Source organism: Hydrogenophaga taeniospiralis (genome assembly GCF_020510445.1).
Taxonomy (GTDB): Bacteria; Pseudomonadota; Gammaproteobacteria; order Burkholderiales; family Burkholderiaceae_C; genus Hydrogenophaga.
The window spans coordinates 1,445,849-1,465,326 of sequence record NZ_JAHBAG010000001.1 but is presented as its reverse complement, the minus strand read 5'-3'; the positions used below and the strand labels follow the sequence as shown (position 1 = coordinate 1,465,326).

Annotated in this window: 21 protein-coding genes; 9 read left to right on the top strand and 12 right to left on the bottom strand. The window is 68.0% G+C overall.

The window, feature by feature from the left end; genetic code table 11:
- Positions 1–28: 28 nt before the first annotated feature.
- Positions 29–979 (top strand): LysR family transcriptional regulator, encoded by a 951-nt coding sequence (locus KIH07_RS07170; protein ID WP_226491317.1) that lies wholly within the window; start codon positions 29–31, stop codon positions 977–979.
- Here KIH07_RS07170 and KIH07_RS07165 read toward each other — a convergent pair.
- Complete coding sequence (locus KIH07_RS07165) at positions 943–1,155, bottom strand: hypothetical protein (protein ID WP_226491316.1); 213 nt, start codon at positions 1,153–1,155, stop codon at positions 943–945. The genes KIH07_RS07170 and KIH07_RS07165 overlap by 37 nt on opposite strands.
- Before the next feature lie 278 nt (positions 1,156–1,433).
- Here KIH07_RS07165 and KIH07_RS07160 point away from each other — a divergent pair, with 278 nt between their 5' ends.
- The 3 genes from KIH07_RS07160 (at position 1,434) to KIH07_RS07150 (ending at position 3,856) form a co-directional block, all read left to right on the top strand.
- Entirely contained in the window at positions 1,434–1,676 is a 243-nt protein-coding gene (locus tag KIH07_RS07160; RefSeq protein ID WP_226491315.1) for a hypothetical protein, read from the top strand.
- A 125-nt stretch (positions 1,677–1,801) separates the two neighbouring features.
- Complete coding sequence (locus KIH07_RS07155; RefSeq protein ID WP_226491314.1) at positions 1,802–2,611, top strand: hypothetical protein; 810 nt, start codon at positions 1,802–1,804, stop codon at positions 2,609–2,611.
- Between the two features lie 108 nt (positions 2,612–2,719).
- Entirely contained in the window at positions 2,720–3,856 is a 1,137-nt protein-coding gene (locus tag KIH07_RS07150; RefSeq protein ID WP_226491313.1) for a hypothetical protein, read from the top strand.
- Positions 3,857–3,918: 62 nt separating this feature from the next.
- On the opposite strand, the gene KIH07_RS07145 is transcribed toward KIH07_RS07150, so the two are convergent.
- Entirely contained in the window at positions 3,919–4,473 is a 555-nt protein-coding gene (locus KIH07_RS07145; protein ID WP_226491312.1) for a hypothetical protein, read from the bottom strand.
- Between the two features lie 80 nt (positions 4,474–4,553).
- Between KIH07_RS07145 and KIH07_RS07140 the strand changes: the two genes are divergently transcribed.
- Entirely contained in the window at positions 4,554–4,796 is a 243-nt protein-coding gene (locus KIH07_RS07140; RefSeq protein ID WP_226491311.1) for a hypothetical protein, read from the top strand.
- On the opposite strand, the gene KIH07_RS07135 is transcribed toward KIH07_RS07140, so the two are convergent.
- The 10 genes from KIH07_RS07135 to KIH07_RS07090 form a co-directional block, all read right to left on the bottom strand.
- On the bottom strand, positions 4,771–5,208 hold the full coding sequence (locus tag KIH07_RS07135; RefSeq protein WP_226491310.1) for a putative toxin-antitoxin system toxin component, PIN family: 438 nt from the start codon (positions 5,206–5,208) through the stop codon (positions 4,771–4,773). The genes KIH07_RS07140 and KIH07_RS07135 overlap by 26 nt on opposite strands.
- Before the next feature lie 74 nt (positions 5,209–5,282).
- A complete protein-coding gene (locus KIH07_RS07130; RefSeq protein WP_226491309.1) occupies positions 5,283–6,623 on the bottom strand; it encodes a THUMP domain-containing class I SAM-dependent RNA methyltransferase in 1,341 nt (446 codons plus the stop codon).
- A gap of 12 nt (positions 6,624–6,635) precedes the next feature.
- Complete coding sequence (gene rpoN / locus KIH07_RS07125; RefSeq protein ID WP_226491308.1) at positions 6,636–8,300, bottom strand: RNA polymerase factor sigma-54; 1,665 nt, start codon at positions 8,298–8,300, stop codon at positions 6,636–6,638.
- A 107-nt stretch (positions 8,301–8,407) separates the two neighbouring features.
- On the bottom strand, positions 8,408–9,157 hold the full coding sequence (lptB, locus tag KIH07_RS07120; RefSeq protein ID WP_226494639.1) for an LPS export ABC transporter ATP-binding protein: 750 nt from the start codon (positions 9,155–9,157) through the stop codon (positions 8,408–8,410).
- Positions 9,158–9,189: 32 nt separating this feature from the next.
- Complete coding sequence (gene lptA / locus KIH07_RS07115) at positions 9,190–9,834, bottom strand: lipopolysaccharide transport periplasmic protein LptA (RefSeq protein ID WP_226491307.1); 645 nt, start codon at positions 9,832–9,834, stop codon at positions 9,190–9,192.
- 139 nt (positions 9,835–9,973) lie between these two features.
- Positions 9,974–10,609 carry a thiol:disulfide interchange protein DsbA/DsbL gene (locus KIH07_RS07110; protein ID WP_226491306.1) on the bottom strand — a complete coding sequence of 212 codons (636 nt, stop codon included), beginning with the start codon at positions 10,607–10,609 and terminating at the stop codon, positions 9,974–9,976.
- A gap of 89 nt (positions 10,610–10,698) precedes the next feature.
- Positions 10,699–11,394, bottom strand: a complete 696-nt coding sequence (locus KIH07_RS07105; RefSeq protein WP_226491305.1) for an SPOR domain-containing protein — start codon at positions 11,392–11,394, stop codon at positions 10,699–10,701.
- 14 nt (positions 11,395–11,408) lie between these two features.
- Positions 11,409–13,082 (bottom strand): arginine--tRNA ligase, encoded by a 1,674-nt coding sequence (gene argS, locus KIH07_RS07100; RefSeq protein WP_226491304.1) that lies wholly within the window; start codon positions 13,080–13,082, stop codon positions 11,409–11,411.
- Between the two features lie 11 nt (positions 13,083–13,093).
- Positions 13,094–14,023, bottom strand: a complete 930-nt coding sequence (locus KIH07_RS07095) for an HTH-type transcriptional regulator ArgP (RefSeq protein WP_226491303.1) — start codon at positions 14,021–14,023, stop codon at positions 13,094–13,096.
- 101 nt (positions 14,024–14,124) lie between these two features.
- Complete coding sequence (locus KIH07_RS07090; protein ID WP_226491302.1) at positions 14,125–14,967, bottom strand: IclR family transcriptional regulator; 843 nt, start codon at positions 14,965–14,967, stop codon at positions 14,125–14,127.
- A 157-nt stretch (positions 14,968–15,124) separates the two neighbouring features.
- Here KIH07_RS07090 and KIH07_RS07085 point away from each other — a divergent pair, with 157 nt between their 5' ends.
- The 4 genes from KIH07_RS07085 (at position 15,125) to KIH07_RS07070 (ending at position 19,472) form a co-directional block, all read left to right on the top strand.
- The gene (locus KIH07_RS07085) at positions 15,125–15,886 is read left to right on the top strand and encodes an SDR family oxidoreductase (protein ID WP_226491301.1); all 762 of its coding nucleotides are present in this window, start codon (positions 15,125–15,127) and stop codon (positions 15,884–15,886) included.
- 2 nt (positions 15,887–15,888) lie between these two features.
- Complete coding sequence (locus KIH07_RS07080) at positions 15,889–17,412, top strand: sugar ABC transporter ATP-binding protein (RefSeq protein ID WP_226491300.1); 1,524 nt, start codon at positions 15,889–15,891, stop codon at positions 17,410–17,412.
- A gap of 21 nt (positions 17,413–17,433) precedes the next feature.
- On the top strand, positions 17,434–18,435 hold the full coding sequence (locus KIH07_RS07075; RefSeq protein WP_226491299.1) for an ABC transporter permease: 1,002 nt from the start codon (positions 17,434–17,436) through the stop codon (positions 18,433–18,435).
- A 95-nt stretch (positions 18,436–18,530) separates the two neighbouring features.
- Positions 18,531–19,472 carry an ABC transporter substrate-binding protein gene (locus tag KIH07_RS07070; RefSeq protein WP_226491298.1) on the top strand — a complete coding sequence of 314 codons (942 nt, stop codon included), beginning with the start codon at positions 18,531–18,533 and terminating at the stop codon, positions 19,470–19,472.
- The last annotated feature ends 6 nt before the right edge of the window (positions 19,473–19,478 follow it).

Below are 19,478 nucleotides of genomic sequence, written 5' to 3'. Positions count from 1 at the left end.
ACTGGGGATGCTCTGCACAACCCCCGCCATGCGATTCAAGAAACTCGACCTCAACCTGCTCGTCGCGCTGGACGCCCTGCTGACCGAAAAGAACGTCACACGGGCCGGCGAGCGCGTGTTCCTGAGCCAGTCCACCATGAGCAACGCGCTCTCGCGGCTGCGCCAGTATTTCGACGACGAACTGCTGGTCACGGTGGGGGGCCGCATGGAACTCACGCCACGGGCCGAGCTGTTGCAAGAGGCGGTGCGCGACGTGCTGGTGCGCATCGACACCACGGTGGCCGCGCGGCCCGCGTTCGACCCGATGGCATCGGAACGCGAGTTCACGCTGTTCGTTTCGGACTACTCGATGGAGGTGCTGATCCCGGGCATGCTGGCACTGGCCCACCAGCGCGGCAGCCGGGTGGGCTTCAACCTCAAACCCCAGGTGAACCAGCCCTACCGCCACCTGGAGCGCGGCGAGACCGACCTGCTGATCATTCCGGAGAACTTCTGTTCACCGGACCATCCGCTGGATCAGTTGTTCGAGGACCGCTTTGTGTGCGTGGTGTGGCGGGACAGCCCGCTGGCGCAGGGCGAGCTGACGATGGAGCGCTACATGAAGGCACGCCATGTGTCCATGCGCCCACCCGATGGCAGCCTGCCGGTGTTCGACACCTGGCTGGCGAACGACCATGGCCTGACCCGCGAGATCGGCCTCACCACCTACAGCTTCAGCGTGATGCCCTACCTGGTGGTCGGCACCGACCTGATCGGCACCGTGCATTCGCGGCTCGCCAGCAAGCTTCAAAGCCTGCTGCCGATCGAGATCCGGCCGGTGCCGATGCCGATGAAAACCCTTCACCAGGCCATGCAGTGGCACAAGTACCGCACCCGCGACCCAGGCCTGATCTGGCTGCGCGACCTGCTGCGCGAGGCGGCCGCCCAACTGCCCTCAACGGCTCAGGCGTCGAGCACGATCGTCCCTTCGGCCACGTAGCGCCTGAAGTCGACCAGGGGCATGGCCGCAGCGCCGTGGGTGTCTTCGTCGACCCAGCTCAGGGTGACGTCGTTGTCCCCCATCTCCACCGCCACCGGGCCGCGGCGGATCACGATGTTCGGGCCATCGCCTTCGCGGTATTCCACCGTGCCAACAATGCGTGCGGTCTGTGTCATGAGGTTCCTCCGGGGTGACGCACTCAGCATCACCACCCGGCCCTGTCCGGTCGGTGCGCTGCCGCACACAACGGCCCCAAGACACGGCCCGTTCCGGGCCGGGCACGGGGCCCGTCCGCGAGGTGTGAACGGTGAACGGGCTTGGGCAGCGAGCTTCGTTTGTGTGTGTTTTCGCACAGACGCTTCGTGCAGCCAACCCTAGTCTGCAATCCGGTCGGCATTTCCCGGCTGGATTCATCCACCTCCTGCCCTGTGCAGTCACGTTGAAGGAACCTCTCATGAAAGCCACGCAATTCGTCACCACCTCCTTGTCCGCCCTGGCCATCGTTGGCGCGGTCGGTCTGGCGTACGCCCAGTCCACCCCGGGCCCGGCTGAGGCACAGCCACCCGCGACCGAAGCACAGCAGCCCACGACGCCGCCAGCGGACACCACCACACCGGCCGCCACCCCCGCGGCACCGGGCACCACCGCACCCGAAACCGGCATGACCGAACCCATGGTGCGCGCCGACCGCAACTGATGCCCCCGGGGTCCGCGGGCCGATCCACGTCGGCCCGCTCCGGCCCGGCGCCGCCCCGGTCACCGCGCTCGGGGCGGCGTTGCATGTCCACCAGGTCCATGTCCTGCGGCTCTCCGGGTGACACCATGAACGCCCATACCAATCCCCTGTCCGACCCACCGGAGGCAACCCGCCTGGGTCGGACCGAAGACATCCGGCGCGGCGCGCTGCTCGGCATCGCCGTGCTGGCGTTGCTGCTGCCGCCGCACCAGCTGGCGCCGCGGCAAGGACCGGCCGTGGCCAGTGCGGCCAGCGGCCAGCCCCCTCGCCTCCCCGATCTGGGCAGCGCCGCCACCTCCGACGACACCCGCCTGCTCGCCCACTGGGTGGTCGAGACCGGCGACAACGCCGGCATGGCCTTCGTCGTGATCGACAAGAAGGCGGCCCAGCTCCACTTGTTCGACGCGGCTGCGCGCCTGAGCGCCTCGACGCCGGTGCTGCTGGGCTCGGCGCAGGGCGACGACACGGTGCCCGGCATCGGCCTGCGGCCCATCGAAGAGGTGCGACCCGAAGAGCGCACCACGCCCGCAGGGCGCTTCCTGGGCATTCGCGGGCGCAACCACACCGGTGAAGACGTGGTGTGGGTGGACCACGACGCCGCCGTCTCCATGCACCGGGTGCGCACCACGCAGCCCCGGGAGCGCCGGCTGCAGCGTCTGGCCTCCCCTTCGGTGGCCGACAAGCGCATTTCCTACGGCTGCATCAACGTGCCGGCGGCGTTTTTCGACGCGCACATCGCCCCCACCTTCGCCACCCGGCGCGCGGTGATCTACGTGTTGCCGGAACAGAAAACACTGCAACAGGTGTTTGGCACACACCCCCGCCTGATGGCCGCCGAGCCCCCGCGCCCATGGGCGGCCCACACCGGATTGCCCGGGGTGGCCCGGCCGCTCTGACCACTCCCCGCAGCGGGGCCTGATCCGCTATCGTTCCATCCACGGACGTTCGCAAACTCCCGGAGCCCCGGGGAGCACGCGAACACGTTCCGAAGCGATGGGACGCACATGCTCAAGGTCATTGCAACGGCTCACCCCCTGGCCACGCCGATCCACCGGGCGGCCCGGGCGTCAAACGGCCTCGGACCGGCTGCGCAAGCGCGCAACAGGCCAGCGCGCGTCGGGCTGGGCCTGGGGACTCTCATGGTGGGGCTGATGCTGGGGAGCGGAACGCCCGCCCGCGCCGCGGAGCCGGGCGCCTGCCCGGTGCGTCGGCCGGCCGATCTCGCCGCGCTGGACCGCGTTCATCACGTCGAGGAATTCCGGCTCTTCTACACCCTGCGCGGGCCCCATGCCCTGCGCCACACCCAGGACGCGGACGGCAATGGCGTGCCCGACGGGGTGGAGGACGCCGCCCGCCAGCTGATCGCGGCACGGCGCCTGTTCGTCGAGGTGATCGGCCTCACACATCCCCTGCAGCAGCCCCGCTACCACGCCCGCGCGCAAGGCATCGACATCCACCTGCTCGCCCTCGGGCCGGAGAACGCGGTGTCGCACGGCCGGGCCTACGACGAGGTCCGGCGGTACGCCCATGGCGCGGGTGCTCCCTCGGCGCGCTGCGCGCTGCGGATCGACCTGGACACCCGCTGGAGCCCCCCCAATCAGACGCCGGCCCACGAACTGTTTCACCTGTTCCAGAACGGCTACACGCCGTTCAAGGCGGCCTGGTTCACCGAAGGCACGGCGCGCTGGGCCGAGTCGGCGCTCGGCCCGGGCACCGACACCGCCAGCACCCTGCCGGCCACGCCCGCGGCGCTCAGCGCCCTGTGGGCCTCGTCCTACCAGGCCGGGGCGTTCTGGAACCGGTTGACGCGTTTGCTGGACCCGGCCGGCCAGATGCCGGTGCCCGACACCCTGCAGGCCATGCGCTACGCCGATGGCCGACCCGTGCTCGAAGGCACTCGCCTGCACGGCGCGGCGTTCATGAAGGCCTTGCTCGAAGCGCTGGCGCAGGCAGGCGACCGCGTGTCACGCCACAACGGCTGGCAGCCGTTCGACTGGCGCGAGTCCGACCAGAAGTCCCACCAGCACGACGCCGATCTGTGGGCCGCGGCGATCGAGGTGGTCAAACGCTTCCCGATCAACACACCCGAACTCGCCCGGCTGGTGGACCTGTCCACAAGCCCGCGCTCCCCGGGGACGTAGACACCCATACCGACGCCTGAAACGGTGCCGCCCCTTGGGGTAGCGCGAAGCGCTGCGGGGGATCAGGTCAAGGGGGTGCACGCGCGGCTGTCGATGGCCAGCGAGAGTTCGAAGTACTGTCGCGGCAGACCGCCCACGTGGGGGAGCGGCACCCACCAGAGCAGCCATTCGCTGTTGGACCGGTGAACCACCACCGGGACCCCCCGCAGCGCGCAGGCCCCCACCACCACGTCCGCGCTGTGAACGCGGGGCACCCATTCTGCAAACCAGGCCGAATACCGCTGGTAGCACGCCGCGTAGCCGCCCGGCGGGGCCTGAACCGCAGCCCCGGGGCCATCACGGCGCTCGCAGTTGCCGATGGAAGCGTCCGGGTGGACCGCCAGGATGTAGCCCTGTGGCTCGACCGACTGCGCAACCGCGAGCAGGCCACCGGCGCGGTCGCGCAGCGTCAGGTGCACGTCGTGCGGACTACCGTACAGGACATGGGCCGACTTCAGCGCGTGGTCGTCCACCCGCAGATGAAGATGGGCGTGGCCGAGCGCGTGCCAATACCCCCAGGCAAGAACCAGCGAGCTGCCGACAACGGCGCCCAACCCGAATTTCGTCAGACGGTGCATGGTGATGATGGTGTGGCCGACGGCGGCGGCAACAACGCGAGTATGGACCCGCGCCTTGCCTGGCCCGCTACCATGCCCCCATGACCCACGACACCTTCACGCTCCAGCCCATCAACGACACCGCCTGCGCGGTGCTGGACGCGCAGGGCCGGCATGTGGGCAACCTCAAACGCATCGGCGCGGTGTGGAAATTCAAGGCCGTGGGCTACACGGAGCGGGGCGAATGGGTCCCCGGTGGCGGGCCGCTGACCGGGCGGCACAACACGGTGTTCGCCGATCCGCCGGACGCCGCGGAGATCAGCGCGAAACTGCGGCCGGGCTGAGAGCGCCTGGCCACTGACGGCTCACGCGCACGCCGAGTTTGTCCAACCGCCGGGCCATGGAGAGCACGTGGGCGTCCTTGCTCAGCAGCGCTGCGCCATGGGCCACGGCCAGGTCGATGAATTTCTGGTCGTCGGCGTCTTTGCAGGTGTAGGGCGCCTTGGGCGCGTCGGACACGATGCGCACGCGCAGCTCGAACGCGGCCAGCACGTCGCTGGCGGGCAAGGCGCGGGCGGCCAGGCGTTTGACGATCTGCGGATAGGCCAGCACGCGCGCGAGTTCTTCGCGCATCGCGTCCGTCGCCAGCCAGGCCGTCTGTGGCTCGGCGAGCGCGGCGCGCAGGGGCTCGGTGGCCGGGTCTTCATAGACAAACAGGTCGAGCACGATGTTGGTGTCGAGCACCAGCATGTCCATGGGCATCGCTCAGCGTCTCGCGTCCAGCGCCACCGGAGCGAAGTGCCTTGGGCGCGTCGCGCGGCGGGGGGGATTCACGTCCTGCGCGCCACGAGGTCGAAGCGGAACAGCCGGCACTCGATGGGGCCGTTCCACAGCGGCACGCGGCGCGATTCCTTGAAACGCATCTTGCCGGGCAGCTTGAGGTCGGGCGTGAGCAGCCAGGCGCTCCAGCCGGCGTAGTGGCTCTTCCAGTGGGCCGCGAGCTGCTGGAAAAACTCACTGCCGTCGCCGCCATCGGCCATCTGCGCACTCTCGCGGCCCAGCCGCGAAACCTCCGGCTCCCCGCGGCCCTGGCCGGGCGCGGGCGGCGCGGCCTGCCCCACGCTGAAAGTGCGCGGTGTGCGCGGCGCCTGGCGCAGCGCACGCGCGCTGGCGTTTTCACCGGCCACACCGGCGGCGGCGATGCGCTCGCCATACGGCGGGTTGAGCAGCATCACGCCGGGCGTCTGGCAGGGTGGCATGCGCTGCAGGGCGTCACCGCCGCGCAGCTGGATGGCGTGGGCCACGCCGGCGCGCTCGGCGTTGCGCTGCGCGAAGTCGACCATGCGGAACGACACGTCGCTGCCGAAGACGATGGGCGCGTGGCCCGCCGGCCACTCGCGCTGCTGGCGCACGGCATCGTCCCGGATGGCCTGCCACACGTGGGCCTGGAACGGCAGCATCTTTTCAAACGCGAAACGGCGCAGCAGGCCGGGCGGAATGTTCAGTGCGATCTGCGCGGCTTCGATCACCACCGTGCCACTGCCGCAGCAGGGGTCGTAGAGCGGGGGAATGTCGTCGAGCGGCTGGTCGGCGCAGGCGTCCCAGCCGGTGGCGGCGATCATGGCGGCGGCCAGGGTTTCCTTCAGCGGCGCGTCGCCCTTGTCTTCGCGCCAGCCGCGCTTGAACAGCGGCTCACCCGAGGTGTCGATGTAGAGCGTGACGCTGTCGGTGGTGAGGTGGGCGTAGATGCGCACGTCGGGCCAGGTGGTGTCCACGCTGGGGCGCTCGCCGCGCTTGGCACGGAAGCGGTCGCAGATGGCGTCCTTGATCTTGAGCGCGGCAAAGTTGAGCGAGGTCAGCGGGCTGTGCTGCGCGGTGATCTCGACCTTGATGGTCTGCGCCGGGGTGAACCAGATTTCCCAGGCCACGTCGCCCGCGGCGTTGTACAGGTCGTTCTCGTTGCGGTACTCGCCGTGCCAGAGCTGCACCAGCACGCGCTGCGTCAGGCGGCTGTGCAGGTTCAGGCGCATGGCGTCGCGCCACGATGCCCGCACCCCCACGCCGCCACGCGCCTTGAAAGCCAGCGGCTCGTTGGTGATGCGCTGCACCTCGGCGGCGAGGAAGTCCTCGACGCCGGCGGCGCAGGGAAGAAAGAGTTGGAGTTGGTTCACGGCAGGGGGTGTTCAGAGCGCTTTGCGCAGGTTCGCTGGCGCGATGCGCAAGGCCTCACGGTACTTGGCCACGGTGCGGCGCGCGCACTCGATGCCCTGCTCGCGCAGCAGGTCGGAGAGCTGGTTGTCCGACAGCGGCTTGCCCGGCTCTTCGGAGGCGATGAATTGCTTGAGCAGCGCGCGCACCGCAGTGCTCGATGCGTTGCCGCCGGTTTCGGTGCCCAGGCTGGAGCCGAAGAAATACTTCAGTTCGTAGGTGCCGAAGGGCGTGGCCATGTATTTGGCGGTGGTCACGCGGCTGATGGTGGACTCGTGCAGGCCGAGTTCGTCGGCGATCTCGCGCAGCACCAGCGGGCGCATGGCGAGTTCGCCGTGCATGAAGAAGTTGCGCTGGCGCTCGACGATGGCGCTGGAGACGCGCAGGATGGTGTCGAAGCGCTGCTGGATGTTCTTGATGAACCAGCGGGCTTCCTGCAGCCGCTGCTGCATGGCGGCGTGGCCGGCTTCGCCGCCGTTGTCGCGTCCGCCCCGGTTCTGCCGCATGGCATTGGCGTACACGTCGTGCACGCGCAGGCGCGGCATGACCTCGGCGTTGAGCTGGACCTTGAAGCCGCGCCCGGCGCGGGTGACGATGACGTCGGGCACGACCACGTTGCGCTCGACATCGACGAAGCGGCGCCCGGGCTTGGGTTCGAGCCGGGCGATCAAGGCCAGGGCGGCGCGCACGGTGGCGTCGTCCAGGCCACACAGGTTGCACAGGCGCTTGATGTCGCGCTTGGCCATGAGCTCCAGCGGCTGGCTGCAGATGGCCAGCGCGGCCCGCGCCTCGGGGCTGTTGCGCAGCTCCAGGATCTGCAGGCGCAGGCATTCGCCCAGGTCGCGCGCGCCCACACCCGAAGGCTCCATGTGTTGCAGCAGCTGCAGCGCCACGCCCAGGCGCTGTTCGAGCGCTTCGAGTTCCTCCAGGTGCTCCTGCGGATCGACCGGCTTGCCCGGCGGGGCCGAGAGCCGCAACCAGGCGCCAGCCAGCTCGGACAGGCGCTCTTCGAGGTAACCGTCGTCGTTGAGCGACTCGATCAGGAAATACAGCGCGGCGCTGTCCTCGTCGCTCAGGCGCAGGCAGCGGGCCTGGTCGTGCAGGTGGTCCTGCAGGCTGACGGGCACGCGCGCGAGGTCGGCGGCGCTGGCGGTTTCGTCGTCGTCGCCCGACGAGTTGTTGTTGCGCGGCGGCGCGTCGCCGCCCCACTCGCTGTCATCGGGCGCCATCTCGACCGTGCCGTCGCCTTCCCAGCTCTCTTCCATCGGCGCGGCGCCATCGAGCCGGCTCTCCAGCGCCTCGCCCTCACCGCCTTCGCCGCCGTCGACCGGCGACACGGTGGACGACGCAGGCGGCAACGGGCCGTCGAATTCGGCGGCCGGGGCCAGGTCGCTGGCAGCCGCCACCGTGGCTTCGGCGATCTGCTCGCCCGCGCTCACCGGCGCGTCGATCTGCTCCAGACCAAACGCCTCGCGTTCGGCGAGCTCCTCGGTGCGCTCCAGAAACGGGTTCTCGTCGAGCATCTGCTCGACCTCCTGCGCCATCTCCAGCGTGGACAGCTGCAGCAGACGGATCGACTGCTGCAGCTGGGGCGTGAGCGCCAGATGCTGGGAGACGCGCAGCGACAGGCCTTGTTTCATGCGTCAGGCCGGCAAAACGGAGGGACAGCGACCCGGCGCGCGGGTCGCGCAGCGGTGCGGGAGCCGGGTCGGGCCGGCGGGCATGAGACACACAAGCGCCCCATGCATCACATCCTGAAATGCTCGCCGAGGTACACCCGGCGCACTTCGGCGTTCTCCACGATCTCGGCCGTGGTGCCGCTGGCGAGCACCTGTCCGTCGCTGATGATGTAGGCGTGATCGCAGATACCCAGGGTCTCGCGCACGTTGTGGTCGGTGATCAGTACCCCGATGCCACGCGATTTCAGGAAGCCAATGATGTGCTGGATCTCGATCACGGCGATCGGATCAATACCGGCAAACGGTTCGTCCAGCAGAATGAAGCGCGGCCGGGTGGCCAGCGCGCGGGCAATCTCCACCCGGCGCCGCTCCCCGCCGGAGAGCGAGGGCGCGGGCGAGTCGCGCAGATGGTCCACCCGCAGGTCCTTGAGCAGCTCGTCCAACCGGTGCGTGATCTCGGTGGCGGACAGGGGTTTGCCGTCCTCGTCGCGCTGCAACTCCAGCACGGCTCGCACGTTCTGCTCCACCGTGAGCTTGCGAAAGATGGAGGCTTCCTGCGGCAGGTAGCCCAGGCCCAGCCGGGCCCGCCGGTGAATGGGCAGCGCCTCGATGCGCTGCCCGTCCAGCAGGATCTCGCCGCCGTCGGCGCGCAACAGCCCCACGATCATGTAGAACGAGGTGGTCTTGCCCGCGCCGTTGGGGCCCAGCAGACCCACCACCTCACCCTTGTCCACCGTGAGTGAAACGCTCTTGACCACCTTGCGGCTGCCGTAGGCCTTCTGCAGTCCGTGCACCTCCAGTTGACTGCGCACGGCCATGGGAGCGGGCACGCTGCCCAAACCTGCTGCGGTCACTTGTTTTTCTCGTTGAGCTGTTCGCTGGGGCGCAATTTGGCCGGATCGGCCGGCGCTGCGGGCTTCGCGGGCGCCTTCTCTTCGTCGGGGATGGGCGTGAGCATGGCGCGCACCCGGCCCGAGGGATTGGCCGCCGTGCGGTTGCTCACACCGCCCTTGACGGTGAAGACCTCGGTGCGGCTGTTGTAGGTGATCTCGTTGCCCAGGCTCTCGTCGTTGATCAGGGTCCCGCGGTAGCGGCGCAGCACGGCGCTGCCGGTGAAAACCACCGTCTCGGCCTGGCTGTTGTATTCGATGTGTTCGCCTTCACCCTCGATCCACTCCTCCAGCGCCTCGCGCTTCTGGCGGAAGAAACCGGGCTTGGCCGCGGAGCCGTACAGGTTGCCGAACTGGTTGCCCTGCGGGTCCTGGCGGACATCCATCTTCGTGCCCCGCATCACGATGGTGCCCTTGGTGACGACCACGTTGCCGGTGAACACGCTGCTCTGTCGGGCGTCGTCGTAGCGCAGCGCATCCGCCTCGATGTTCATCGGCTTGTCCTTGTCGGCCAGCTCTGCGTGAGCAGCGGCGACCAACGTCAGGCCAAGGGCCGCGATGATGAAGCGCGAAAGCAATCTGGGGGCAAAGGTGTTTTGAGGCATGGCTTTTCAGGGGCACAAATCTTGCATTCATTGTAGCGGCGCAAACCCCGCCCGCAGGCACCTCACCGGACTTTGTCGCGGCCCGGAAAACACAAGGCCCGCCAGAGGGCGGGCCTTGGTCGTGCCGGCGCCCGGTTCTTCAGGACTTGCGCGCCTGGGCGATCAGGTTGTCCGCGATCAACAGGGTGCGCGGACCCTGGCCACCGATGTAGAAACGGCCCGCCACACCCAGCGCGGGCGTGCCCTCCACCATATAGGCTTCCTGCAAGGCCGTGGCTTCCCTGGACTGCTGGATCGCCGCGCCGTTGTAGATGGCCGCGAACTTGGCCTTGTCGACACCCTGCTTTTCGATCCAGGCGGCGATCGCCGGAGGCGTGGTCAGGGGCAGGCGCTCCTCGTGCATCGCCTGGAACACCTTGCGGTGCAGCTTGTCCACCAGCCCCATGGCCTCCAGCGTGAAATACAGGCGCTGCATGGGGACAAAGTCCGGACTGAACGCCACCGGCATGCGCCGCACTGTCACGTGGGCCGGCTTCTTGCCGATCCAGTCGTTGAACACGGGTTCAAAGTTGAAGCAGTGGATGCAGCTGTAGGCGAAGAACTCCACCACTTCGACCTGCCCCGGCGGGCTGACCACCGGCGCGGGCTTGCTCAGGCGCTGGTAGTCGGTGCCTTCTTTGAAACCGATGCGCTGGGCCAGCGCGGGACGCAGGGCCCCAGCGGCACTCAAGGCGCCAGCGCTCAACAGGGTGCGGGAAAAAACTCGGCGTTGCATGAAATCGGACTCCTTGTATGGGCTTGGTTGGGGCCGGCCCTGCGGAAAAAAGTTCCGCGGCACCGCCTCGGCTCAGGCGTTCAGCGCGCTCAACGTTGCACGCGCACCAGCGCAGCGGCCACACCATTGGCTTCGAGCTGCTCGCGCGTGGCGTCGGCCATGGCCTTCTGCGCGAACGGCCCCACGCGCACCCGGTACACCTTCTGCCCGGACTGCTCGCGCTCACTGACCTCGGCGGCCATGCCCAGCATGGCCAGCCTGGCGCGCTGCGCATCGGCCTCGTCGGGGTTTCTGAACGCCCCGGCCTGCACGAAATACGTGAAGGGGTCGGCCGTGGCCGGGTTCGGGGCACCGCTGGCGGGAGCCTCTGCGGTGGGCGCGGCGGGCGCACTGTCGGCCTTCGGGCGCGAACGCAGCAGATCCTCGATGGGGTCGCCCTGCGGTTGCGCGGCAGACGCGGGGGGCGCCTTCGGAGCGGCGGCCGGCGGCAGCGGCTTGCCATCGGCCGGGGGCACCACGATGGCCCCGGCTTCGTTGCCAGTACCGGGCACCGGGGCGGGTTTGCCGCCCAGCACCGCGTTCGGATTCCAGCCCTTGTTGCGCTCGGCTTCCGCCGCATCCTGCGCCGGTTTGCGCGACACCCCGCGGTCCACGAAGGGCATGGGCACCTTGGTGACGTAGATCGCCACCGCCAGCGCGCCAGCCAGCCCCACCAGCACCCCGATCACGAAGCCAATGAGGGTTCCGCCCACGTGCGAACGGGCGGAAGGAGAACGGGTTTTCATACGGGCTTTCGTCATCACATCTTCTGCGGGGCACTCACGCCCAGCACCTTCAAACCATTGTGCAACACCTGCGCGGTGGCCGCGACGAGGGCCAGACGGGCCTTTTTCACCGCCTCGTCGTCCACCAGGATGCGCTCGGCGTCGTAGTAGCTGTGGTAGCAGGCGGCCAGCTCGCGCAAGTAGAAAGTGACATCGTGCGGCGCGAAGTCGCGCGCGGCGTCGGCCAGCATGGCGGGGTATTTCGCCAGCAGCAGCATCAGCGCCTGGGCGGCCGGGCTGTCCAGCGCCGAGAGGTCCACGTCTTTCAGCGAAGCCGCGTCGCCACCCCAGGCCGCCAGCACCGAGCAGATGCGCGCATGGGCGTACTGCACGTAATAGACCGGGTTGTCGTTGTTCTTCTGCACCGCCAGGTCCACGTCAAACGTGTACTCGGTGTCGGGCTTGCGGGAGAGCAGGAAGAAGCGCACCGCGTCCTTGCTGGTCCATTCGATCAGGTCGCGCAGGGTCACGTAGCTGCCGGCGCGCTTGCTGATCTTGACCTCTTCACCGCCCTTGACCACGCGCACCATGGTGTGCAGCACGTAGTCGGGGTAGCCCTGTGGAATGCCGACGTTCGCGGCCTGCAGGCCGGCGCGCACGCGGGCGATGGTGCCGTGGTGGTCGGTGCCCTGGATGTTGATCACCTTGGTGAAGCCCCGCTCCCACTTGCTGATGTGGTAGGCCACGTCGGGCACGAAGTAGGTGTAGGAGCCGTCGCCCTTGCGCATGACGCGGTCCTTGTCGTCCCCGTACTCGGTGGACTTGAGCCACAGCGCGCCGTCCTGCTCGTAGGTCTTGCCGGCCTCGCGCAGTTTCTGCACCGTGGCGTCCACCTTGCCGCTGGTGTAGAGGCTGGATTCGAGGTAGTAGTGGTCGAACTTGACGGCGAAGGCCTGCAGGTCGAGGTCCTGCTCGTGGCGCAGGTAGGCCACGGCGAAGAGGCGGATGTCGTCGAGCGCGTTCACGTCGCCGCTGGCGGTGAAGTCGCGGTCGTCGGCGTGCACGGTCTTCTTCGCCAGGTAGTCGTTGGCGATGTCCTGGATGTAGTCGCCGTTGTAGGCGGCCTCGGGCCATTCGGGATCGCCCGGCTTGAAGCCCTTGGCGCGCAGCTGGGTGCTGTTGGCGAGCGTGCCGATCTGCACGCCGGCGTCGTTGTAATAGAACTCGCGGTGCACGTCCCAGCCCTGCGTCTGGTACAGGCTGCAGATCGCGTCACCCAGCGCGGCCTGGCGGCCGTGGCCCACGTGCAGCGGGCCGGTGGGGTTGGCCGAGACGAATTCGACCATCAGGCGCTGGCCGTTGGGCGGAACCACCCCGAAGCCCTCGCCGGCCCGCAGCACCTCGCGCACGATCTGCTGCTTGGCCGCGGGCTTGAGGCGGATGTTGATGAAACCGGGTCCGGCGATGTCGATGTCGGACACCCACTGCTGGTACACCGGCTGCGCCAACAGGGCCGTGCGCAGGGTGTCGGCGAGCTGGCGCGGGTTGAGCTTGAGCGGTTTGGCCAGTTGCATGGCGGCGGTGCAGGCGAAGTCGCCGTGCGCGGCCACCTTGGGCGATTCGAAGGCGGCGCGGCTGCCCGCACCAGGAGAGAGCAGTTCCAGCTCGGCGGCGAGGCCACCCAGCAGTTCGTGTTTGACAGAGAGCATGGGGCGGGATTTTACGGGGCGGGCGGAGGCGCCGCCGCCAGCGGCGACAGGCTGGTCCGCGCCGCCGCCTTGACCGCCTCGGTCAGGCGCTGCGCGCTGAGCGGTTCGCGCGCCCAGTGCTGCCAATACAGCGCCACGTCCACCGTCGATCCGGGCAGCACTTCCTGCAGGCGCGGGCGGCCCGCGAGGTGGTGCTCGGGCACCATGCCCCAGCCCAGCCCGAGTTCGATGGCGGTCTCGAAAGCGTCCACGGCGGGCGCGAAGTGGCGCGGGTAGTTGGGCTGGCGCAGGCCGAAATGCTGTTCCAGAAAGCTGTCCTGCAGCGCGTCCTTGCGGTTGAAGATGATGGCCGGCAGGGCCAGCAGCTGGTGCGGCGAGACCTCGCCCTGTGGCGTGGTGCAGCGCTGCACCACCTCGGGCGCGGCCACGCAGCGGTAGCGCATCACGCCCAGCGGTTCGGCCACGCAGCCGCGCATGGGCTCGGCCAGCGTGGTCACGCAGCCGATCACGTCGCCGCTCTTGAGTGCGTCGTGCGTGTGGTCCTGGTCGTCGATCATGATGTCGAGCAGCAGGCGGTGGCGCTGCAGCATGGCCGCCACCCCGGGCAGGAACCAGCTCGCCACCGAGTCGGCGTTGATCGCCACGCTCAGGCTCTGCCAGCGCGCGCCGTCGCGGATGCCCGGGCCACCGGTGCGCAGGCCGTCCAGCAGGTCGGCCTCCATCAGCCGCAGCTGCTTCACATGCCCGAGCAGGGCCTGCCCGGCCGGCGTGGCGCGCACCTGCTTGCCGCGCACCAGCAGGCGCTGACCCAGGGCGTCTTCCAGCGCCTTGATGCGCAAGGACACCGCCGCCAGGGTCAGGTGCAGGGAGGCCGCGGCCGCGCTGAAGCTGCCGTGCTCGATCACGGCGGTGAGGGCCTCCAGTTGGCGGGCGTCGAGCATGTTTTAAAAAAATTTAACCAAACCGGGTTGCATGCCGATCCAGTCTATGCCATCCGGCCAGCCGCCCACACGGGCCACACGAGGGCCACCCGGTCCGGGATTCACGCGGCGTTCATGCCCTGGGTCAGCGACAACGCGTTGGCCGCGTCGCGCAGGTATTCGCGCACCTGCACCATGTCGGGGCCCACGTGGCGGTCGATGCGGCGGATGTAGGGGCAGGTGAGCGTGGCCAGGGCGGTGTTGTCGGGGCCGAGGATGGGGAAGGAGATGTCCACCACGCCCAGGGTCTGCGCGCTCTCGCGCTCCAGGTAACCGCGCTCACGAATGCTGCCCAGCGTGGCCCGCAGCTCGTCCTGGGTGATCGGCACCTCCCCGTCCAGCGGGGTGTGCTCGGCCAGCATGCGGTTGAAGCGCCCCTCGTCGGCATAGGCCAGCAACAGGTGGCCCGAGGCCGTGTCCAGCAGACCCACGCGCGCGCCGCGCTGCACGGCAAAGCTCCAGCCGCTGGGGCTGTTGATCTGCGCACTGATCAGCACGTTGCCCCGGTCGTACACCCCCATGTGGCACGACTGTTCGGCTTTTCGCGTGAAGTCGTCCATGATGGGCAGCGCCTGGTTGATCAGGCGGCTGAGCGGGGGGTGCATGTGGGCCAGCGCGAACAGCTTGAGGCTCAGCGCGTAGCGGTCGCCCGAGAGGGTGCGCATCACGTACTGGCGCGCCACCAGGCGTTCGAGCATGCGGTAGATCTCGCTGGCGCTGCGGTCCATCTCTTTCACGATCTCGGCGCGCGTGAGGCCGTGCGGCTGGGTGGCCAGCAGCTCCAGGATGTCCAGCCCCTTGTCCAGCGCGGGGGCGCGGTAGCGGTCGTCGGCAGAGGCGGCGGTGTCGGGTGCGGCGTCGGTCTTGGGGCGGCGTCCGCGGGGTTTGGGGGCGGTGGCTGGCATGCGGGTCTCTCAATGGGGTGACTCGGGTCGAGCTGCTTTGTACCGCAGCCGTGGCTAGGGAAACTACCGAGCCGGTTGTGGGCGATTTGCACCTATGATTTTATTCATACATGGATTGTTTGTTTATCTGTGAATTTATTCAACCGAGGTTTCCCGTATGCGTGAAGGTCGTCTGGCAGGCAAAACCATCCTCATCACCGCGGCGGCGCAGGGCATTGGCCGCGCCAGCGCCCTGGCCTGTGCCGCCGAAGGCGCCCGGGTGATCGCCACCGACATCAACCAGCCGCTGCTCGACCAGTTGGCCGCCGAACACCCGGGCATCGAGGCGGTGTGGCTGGACGTGCGCGACAGCGAAGCCGTGCAGGCACTGGCGCAGCGCACCCCCGCGCTCGATGCCCTGTTCAACTGCGCGGGCATGGTGGCCAATGGCAGCGTGCTCGACTGCACCGAGGCCGACTGGGACCTGAGCTTCGACCTGAACGTGAAGAGCATGTTCCGCATGACACGCGCCTTCATGCCGGCCATGCTGGAAAAGGCCCGCACGCAGGACGGCAGCGTGTCCGTCATCAACATGGCGTCGATGGCGTCGAGCATCAAGGGTTTTGCCAACCGCTGCGCCTACGGGGCCACCAAGGCGGCCGTGATCGGGCTGACCAAGTCGCTCGCGGCCGACTACGTGAAACAGGGCCTGCGCGCCAACGCGCTGTGCCCGGGCACGGTGGACACGCCGTCGCTGCGCGGGCGCATCGCCTCCGCGGCCGACCCGGTGCAGGCCGAAAAGGACTTCATCGCCCGCCAGCCCATGGGCCGCCTGGCCACGGTGGACGACATCTCGCCCATGGTGGTGTACCTGGCCAGCGACGAATCGCGCTTCGTGACCGGGCAGACGCTGCTGGTCGACGGCGGCGTGACCATCTGACCATGGACAGCCTGTCCAGCCAGGGTCCCGTCGTGGCCCCTCTGATTTCGGTCCAGAACCTCAGCAAGTCCTTCCCCGGCGTCAAGGCGCTGGACGGGGTGCGATTCGACCTGCGCGCCGGCGAGGTCCACGCCCTGATGGGCGAAAACGGCGCGGGCAAGTCCACGTTGATGAAGATCCTGGCGGGGGTCTACCGCAAGGACAGCGGCGAGGTGCGGCTCGACGGCGAACCGGTGGAGATTCAAAGCCCGGCGCACGCGCAGTCGCTGGCCATCGGCATCATCCACCAGGAGCTGCACCTGATGGCGCACCTCACGGCGGCGCAGAACATCTTTCTGGGGCGCGAACCCCGCAAGGCCGCGGGCCTGCTGCTGGACGAAGACCAGCTCAACCGCGACACCCAGGCGCTGTTCGACCGCCTGCACCTGGTGCTCGCACCCACCACCCCCGTGGGCGAGCTCACGGTGGCGCGCCAGCAGATGGTGGAGATCGCCAAGGCGCTGTCGTTCAAGACGCGCGTGCTCATCATGGACGAGCCCACCGCCGCGCTGAACAACGCCGAGATCGAGGAGCTGTTCCGCATCATCCGCAAGCTCAAGAGCGAGGGCGTGGGCATCGTCTACATCTCGCACAAGATGGACGAGATCCAGCGCATCGCCGACCGCGTCACCGTGATGCGCGACGGCACCACCATCGACACCGTGCCGGCCGACACCCCCATGCCGCAGGTGATCGCGATGATGGTGGGGCGCTACCTGGAGCATGCCGACAAACACATCCCCGACACCTCGGCCAACGAGGTGCTGCTGGAGGTGCGTGGCCTGAACCGGGGTCGCACGATCCGCGACGTGAGCTTTTCAGTGCGCCGCGGCGAGATCGTCGGCTTCGCCGGCCTCATGGGCGCGGGACGCACCGAGGTGGCGCGCGCCGTGTTTGGCGCCGACCCGCTGGACTCGGGCGAGATCCATGTGCGCGGCCAGCGCGTGCGCATGGGCTCGCCGCAGGACGCGGTGCGCGCGGGCATGGGCTACCTCTCGGAAGACCGCAAACACTTTGGCCTGGCCACGGGCATGGACGTGGAGTCCAACATCACCCTGCCCAGCCTCAAGCGCTGGCTGAAGTGGGGCATGTTCCTGAACCGTGCGGCGATCCACCAGGTGTCGCAACAGATGGTGGACAAGCTGCGCATCAAGACGCCCTCGCTCACCCAGACCGCGCGTCTGCTCTCGGGCGGCAACCAGCAGAAGGTGGTGATCGCCAAATGGCTGGTGCAGGACTGCGAGATCCTGTTCTTCGACGAACCCACGCGCGGCATCGACGTGGGTGCCAAGAGCGAGATCTACAAACTGCTGATCGACCTGGCCGCGCAGGGCCGCGCCATCGTGGTGATTTCCTCCGAGCTGCCCGAGGTGCTGCAGCTGAGCCACCGCGTGCTGGTGATGTGCGAAGGCCGCATCACCGGCGAGGTGCCGGGCAGCGAGGCGACGCAGGAAAACCTGATGGCCCTGGCCACCCGCCGCGACTGATTCAGACCAACTAGGCATTCCATGACACAAGCAACTTCCCCCTTCTCCTGGCTGGCCCGCTTTTTCGGGGCGCAGGCCAAACAAAAGCTGCTGGCCTTCGCCAGCCTGATCGCGCTGCTCGTGGTGTTCAGCGTGCTCAAGCCCGACGCCTTCATGACGCAGGACAACATCATCGGCATCCTGCAGTCCACCACGGTGATCGGCGTGCTCGCCATCGCCAGCACCTTCGTCATCATCACCTCGGGCATCGACCTCTCGGTGGGCGTGCTGATGACCTTCTGTGCCGTGATGGCGGGCGTCTTCATCGTGAACCTGGGCTTCCCGCTGCCGCTGGGCATCGCGTGTGCCCTGGCCATGGGCGCGCTGTCGGGCTGCATTTCAGGGCTGGTCATCACCAAGCTCAAGGTGCCGCCCTTCATCGCCACGCTGGGCATGATGATGCTGCTCAAAGGCCTGTCGCTGCTGATCACGCAGACACGCCCGATCTACTTCAGCGACGTGGAAGGCTTCGATCAGATTTCGCTGGGCTCGCTGATCGGCGACGTGTTCCCCTCGCTGCCCATTCCCAATGGCGTGCTGATCCTGTTCCTGGTGGCGGCGGTGTGCGCGGTGGTGCTGAACAAGACCGCCCTGGGCCGCTACACCTTCGCCCTGGGCAGCAACGAGGAAGCGGTGCGCCTGTCGGGCGTGAACGTGGACCGCTGGAAGGTCATCATCTACACCTTCGCGGGCGGTATCTGCGGCATCTCGGGCCTGCTGATCGCCTCGCGCCTGAACTCGGCCCAACCGGCCCTGGGCCAGGGCTACGAGCTCGACGCCATCGCCGCCGTGGTGATCGGCGGCACCTCGCTCAGCGGAGGCGTGGGCACGATTCTGGGAACCATCATCGGCGCTTTCATCATGAGCGTGCTGATCAACGGCTTGCGCATCATGTCGGTGGCGCAGGAGTGGCAAATGGTCTTGACCGGGCTGATCATCATCCTGGCCGTCTACACCGACAACCTGCGTCGCAACAAGAAATAGACAAGGAGACCGCGCCACGCCACAAGCCCTTCACCTGCCCCCGCTTTCCTTCCCGTGATTCCGTTTCAAACGCACTTTTTCAACTGGAGACAAACATGAACGCAAAGAGAAAACTGCTGGCCTTGACCGCCGGCCTGGCACTGGCTGGCTTCACCAGCTTCGCATCGGCCCAGGAGGTGTACATCCCCCTGGTGTCCAAGGGCTTCCAGCACCAGTTCTGGCAGGCCGTGAAGCAGGGAGCCGATCAGGCCGCCAAGGACTACAAGGTGAAGGTGACTTTCGAAGGACCGGAAACCGAACAGCAGGTGGACAAGCAGATCGACATGCTCTCGGCCGCCATGGCGAAAAAACCGGCGGCCATCGGCTTCGCCGCGCTCGACAGCAAGGCCGCCATTCCCCTGCTGAAGAAGGCGCAAGCGGCCAAGATTCCGGTGATCGCCTTTGACTCGGGTGTGGACAGCGACATCCCCGTGACCACGGCGACCACCAACAACGTGTCGGCCGCGGCCCTGGCCGCCGACAAGCTGGCCGAGAAGATCGGTGGCGAAGGCGAAGTGGCGGTGATCGCCCACGACCAGACCAGCCGCACCGGCGTGGACCGCCGCGATGGTTTCCTGAACCAGATCAAGGCCAAGTACCCCAAGATCAAGGTGGTGGACGTGCAGTACGGTGGCGACCAGCTGAAGTCGGCCGAGATCGCCAAGGCGCTGATGCAGGCACACCCCAAGCTCAAGGGCATTTTCGGCACCAATGAACCCGGCGCCATCGGCGCGGGCAAGGGCGTCAAGGAAGCCAAGAAGACGGGTGTGGTGATCATCGGCTTCGACTCCGGCAAGGCCCAGAAGGACATGATCAACGACGGCACCATCGCCGGCGCGATCACCCAGAACCCGGTCGGCATTGGCTACAAGACGGTGGAAGCGGCCGTGAAGGCGCTCAAGGGCGAGAAGCTGCCCAAAATCATCGACACCGGTTTCTACTACTACGACAAGTCGAACATGAACGATCCCAAGATCGCCGCGGTTCTGTACGACTGATCCACG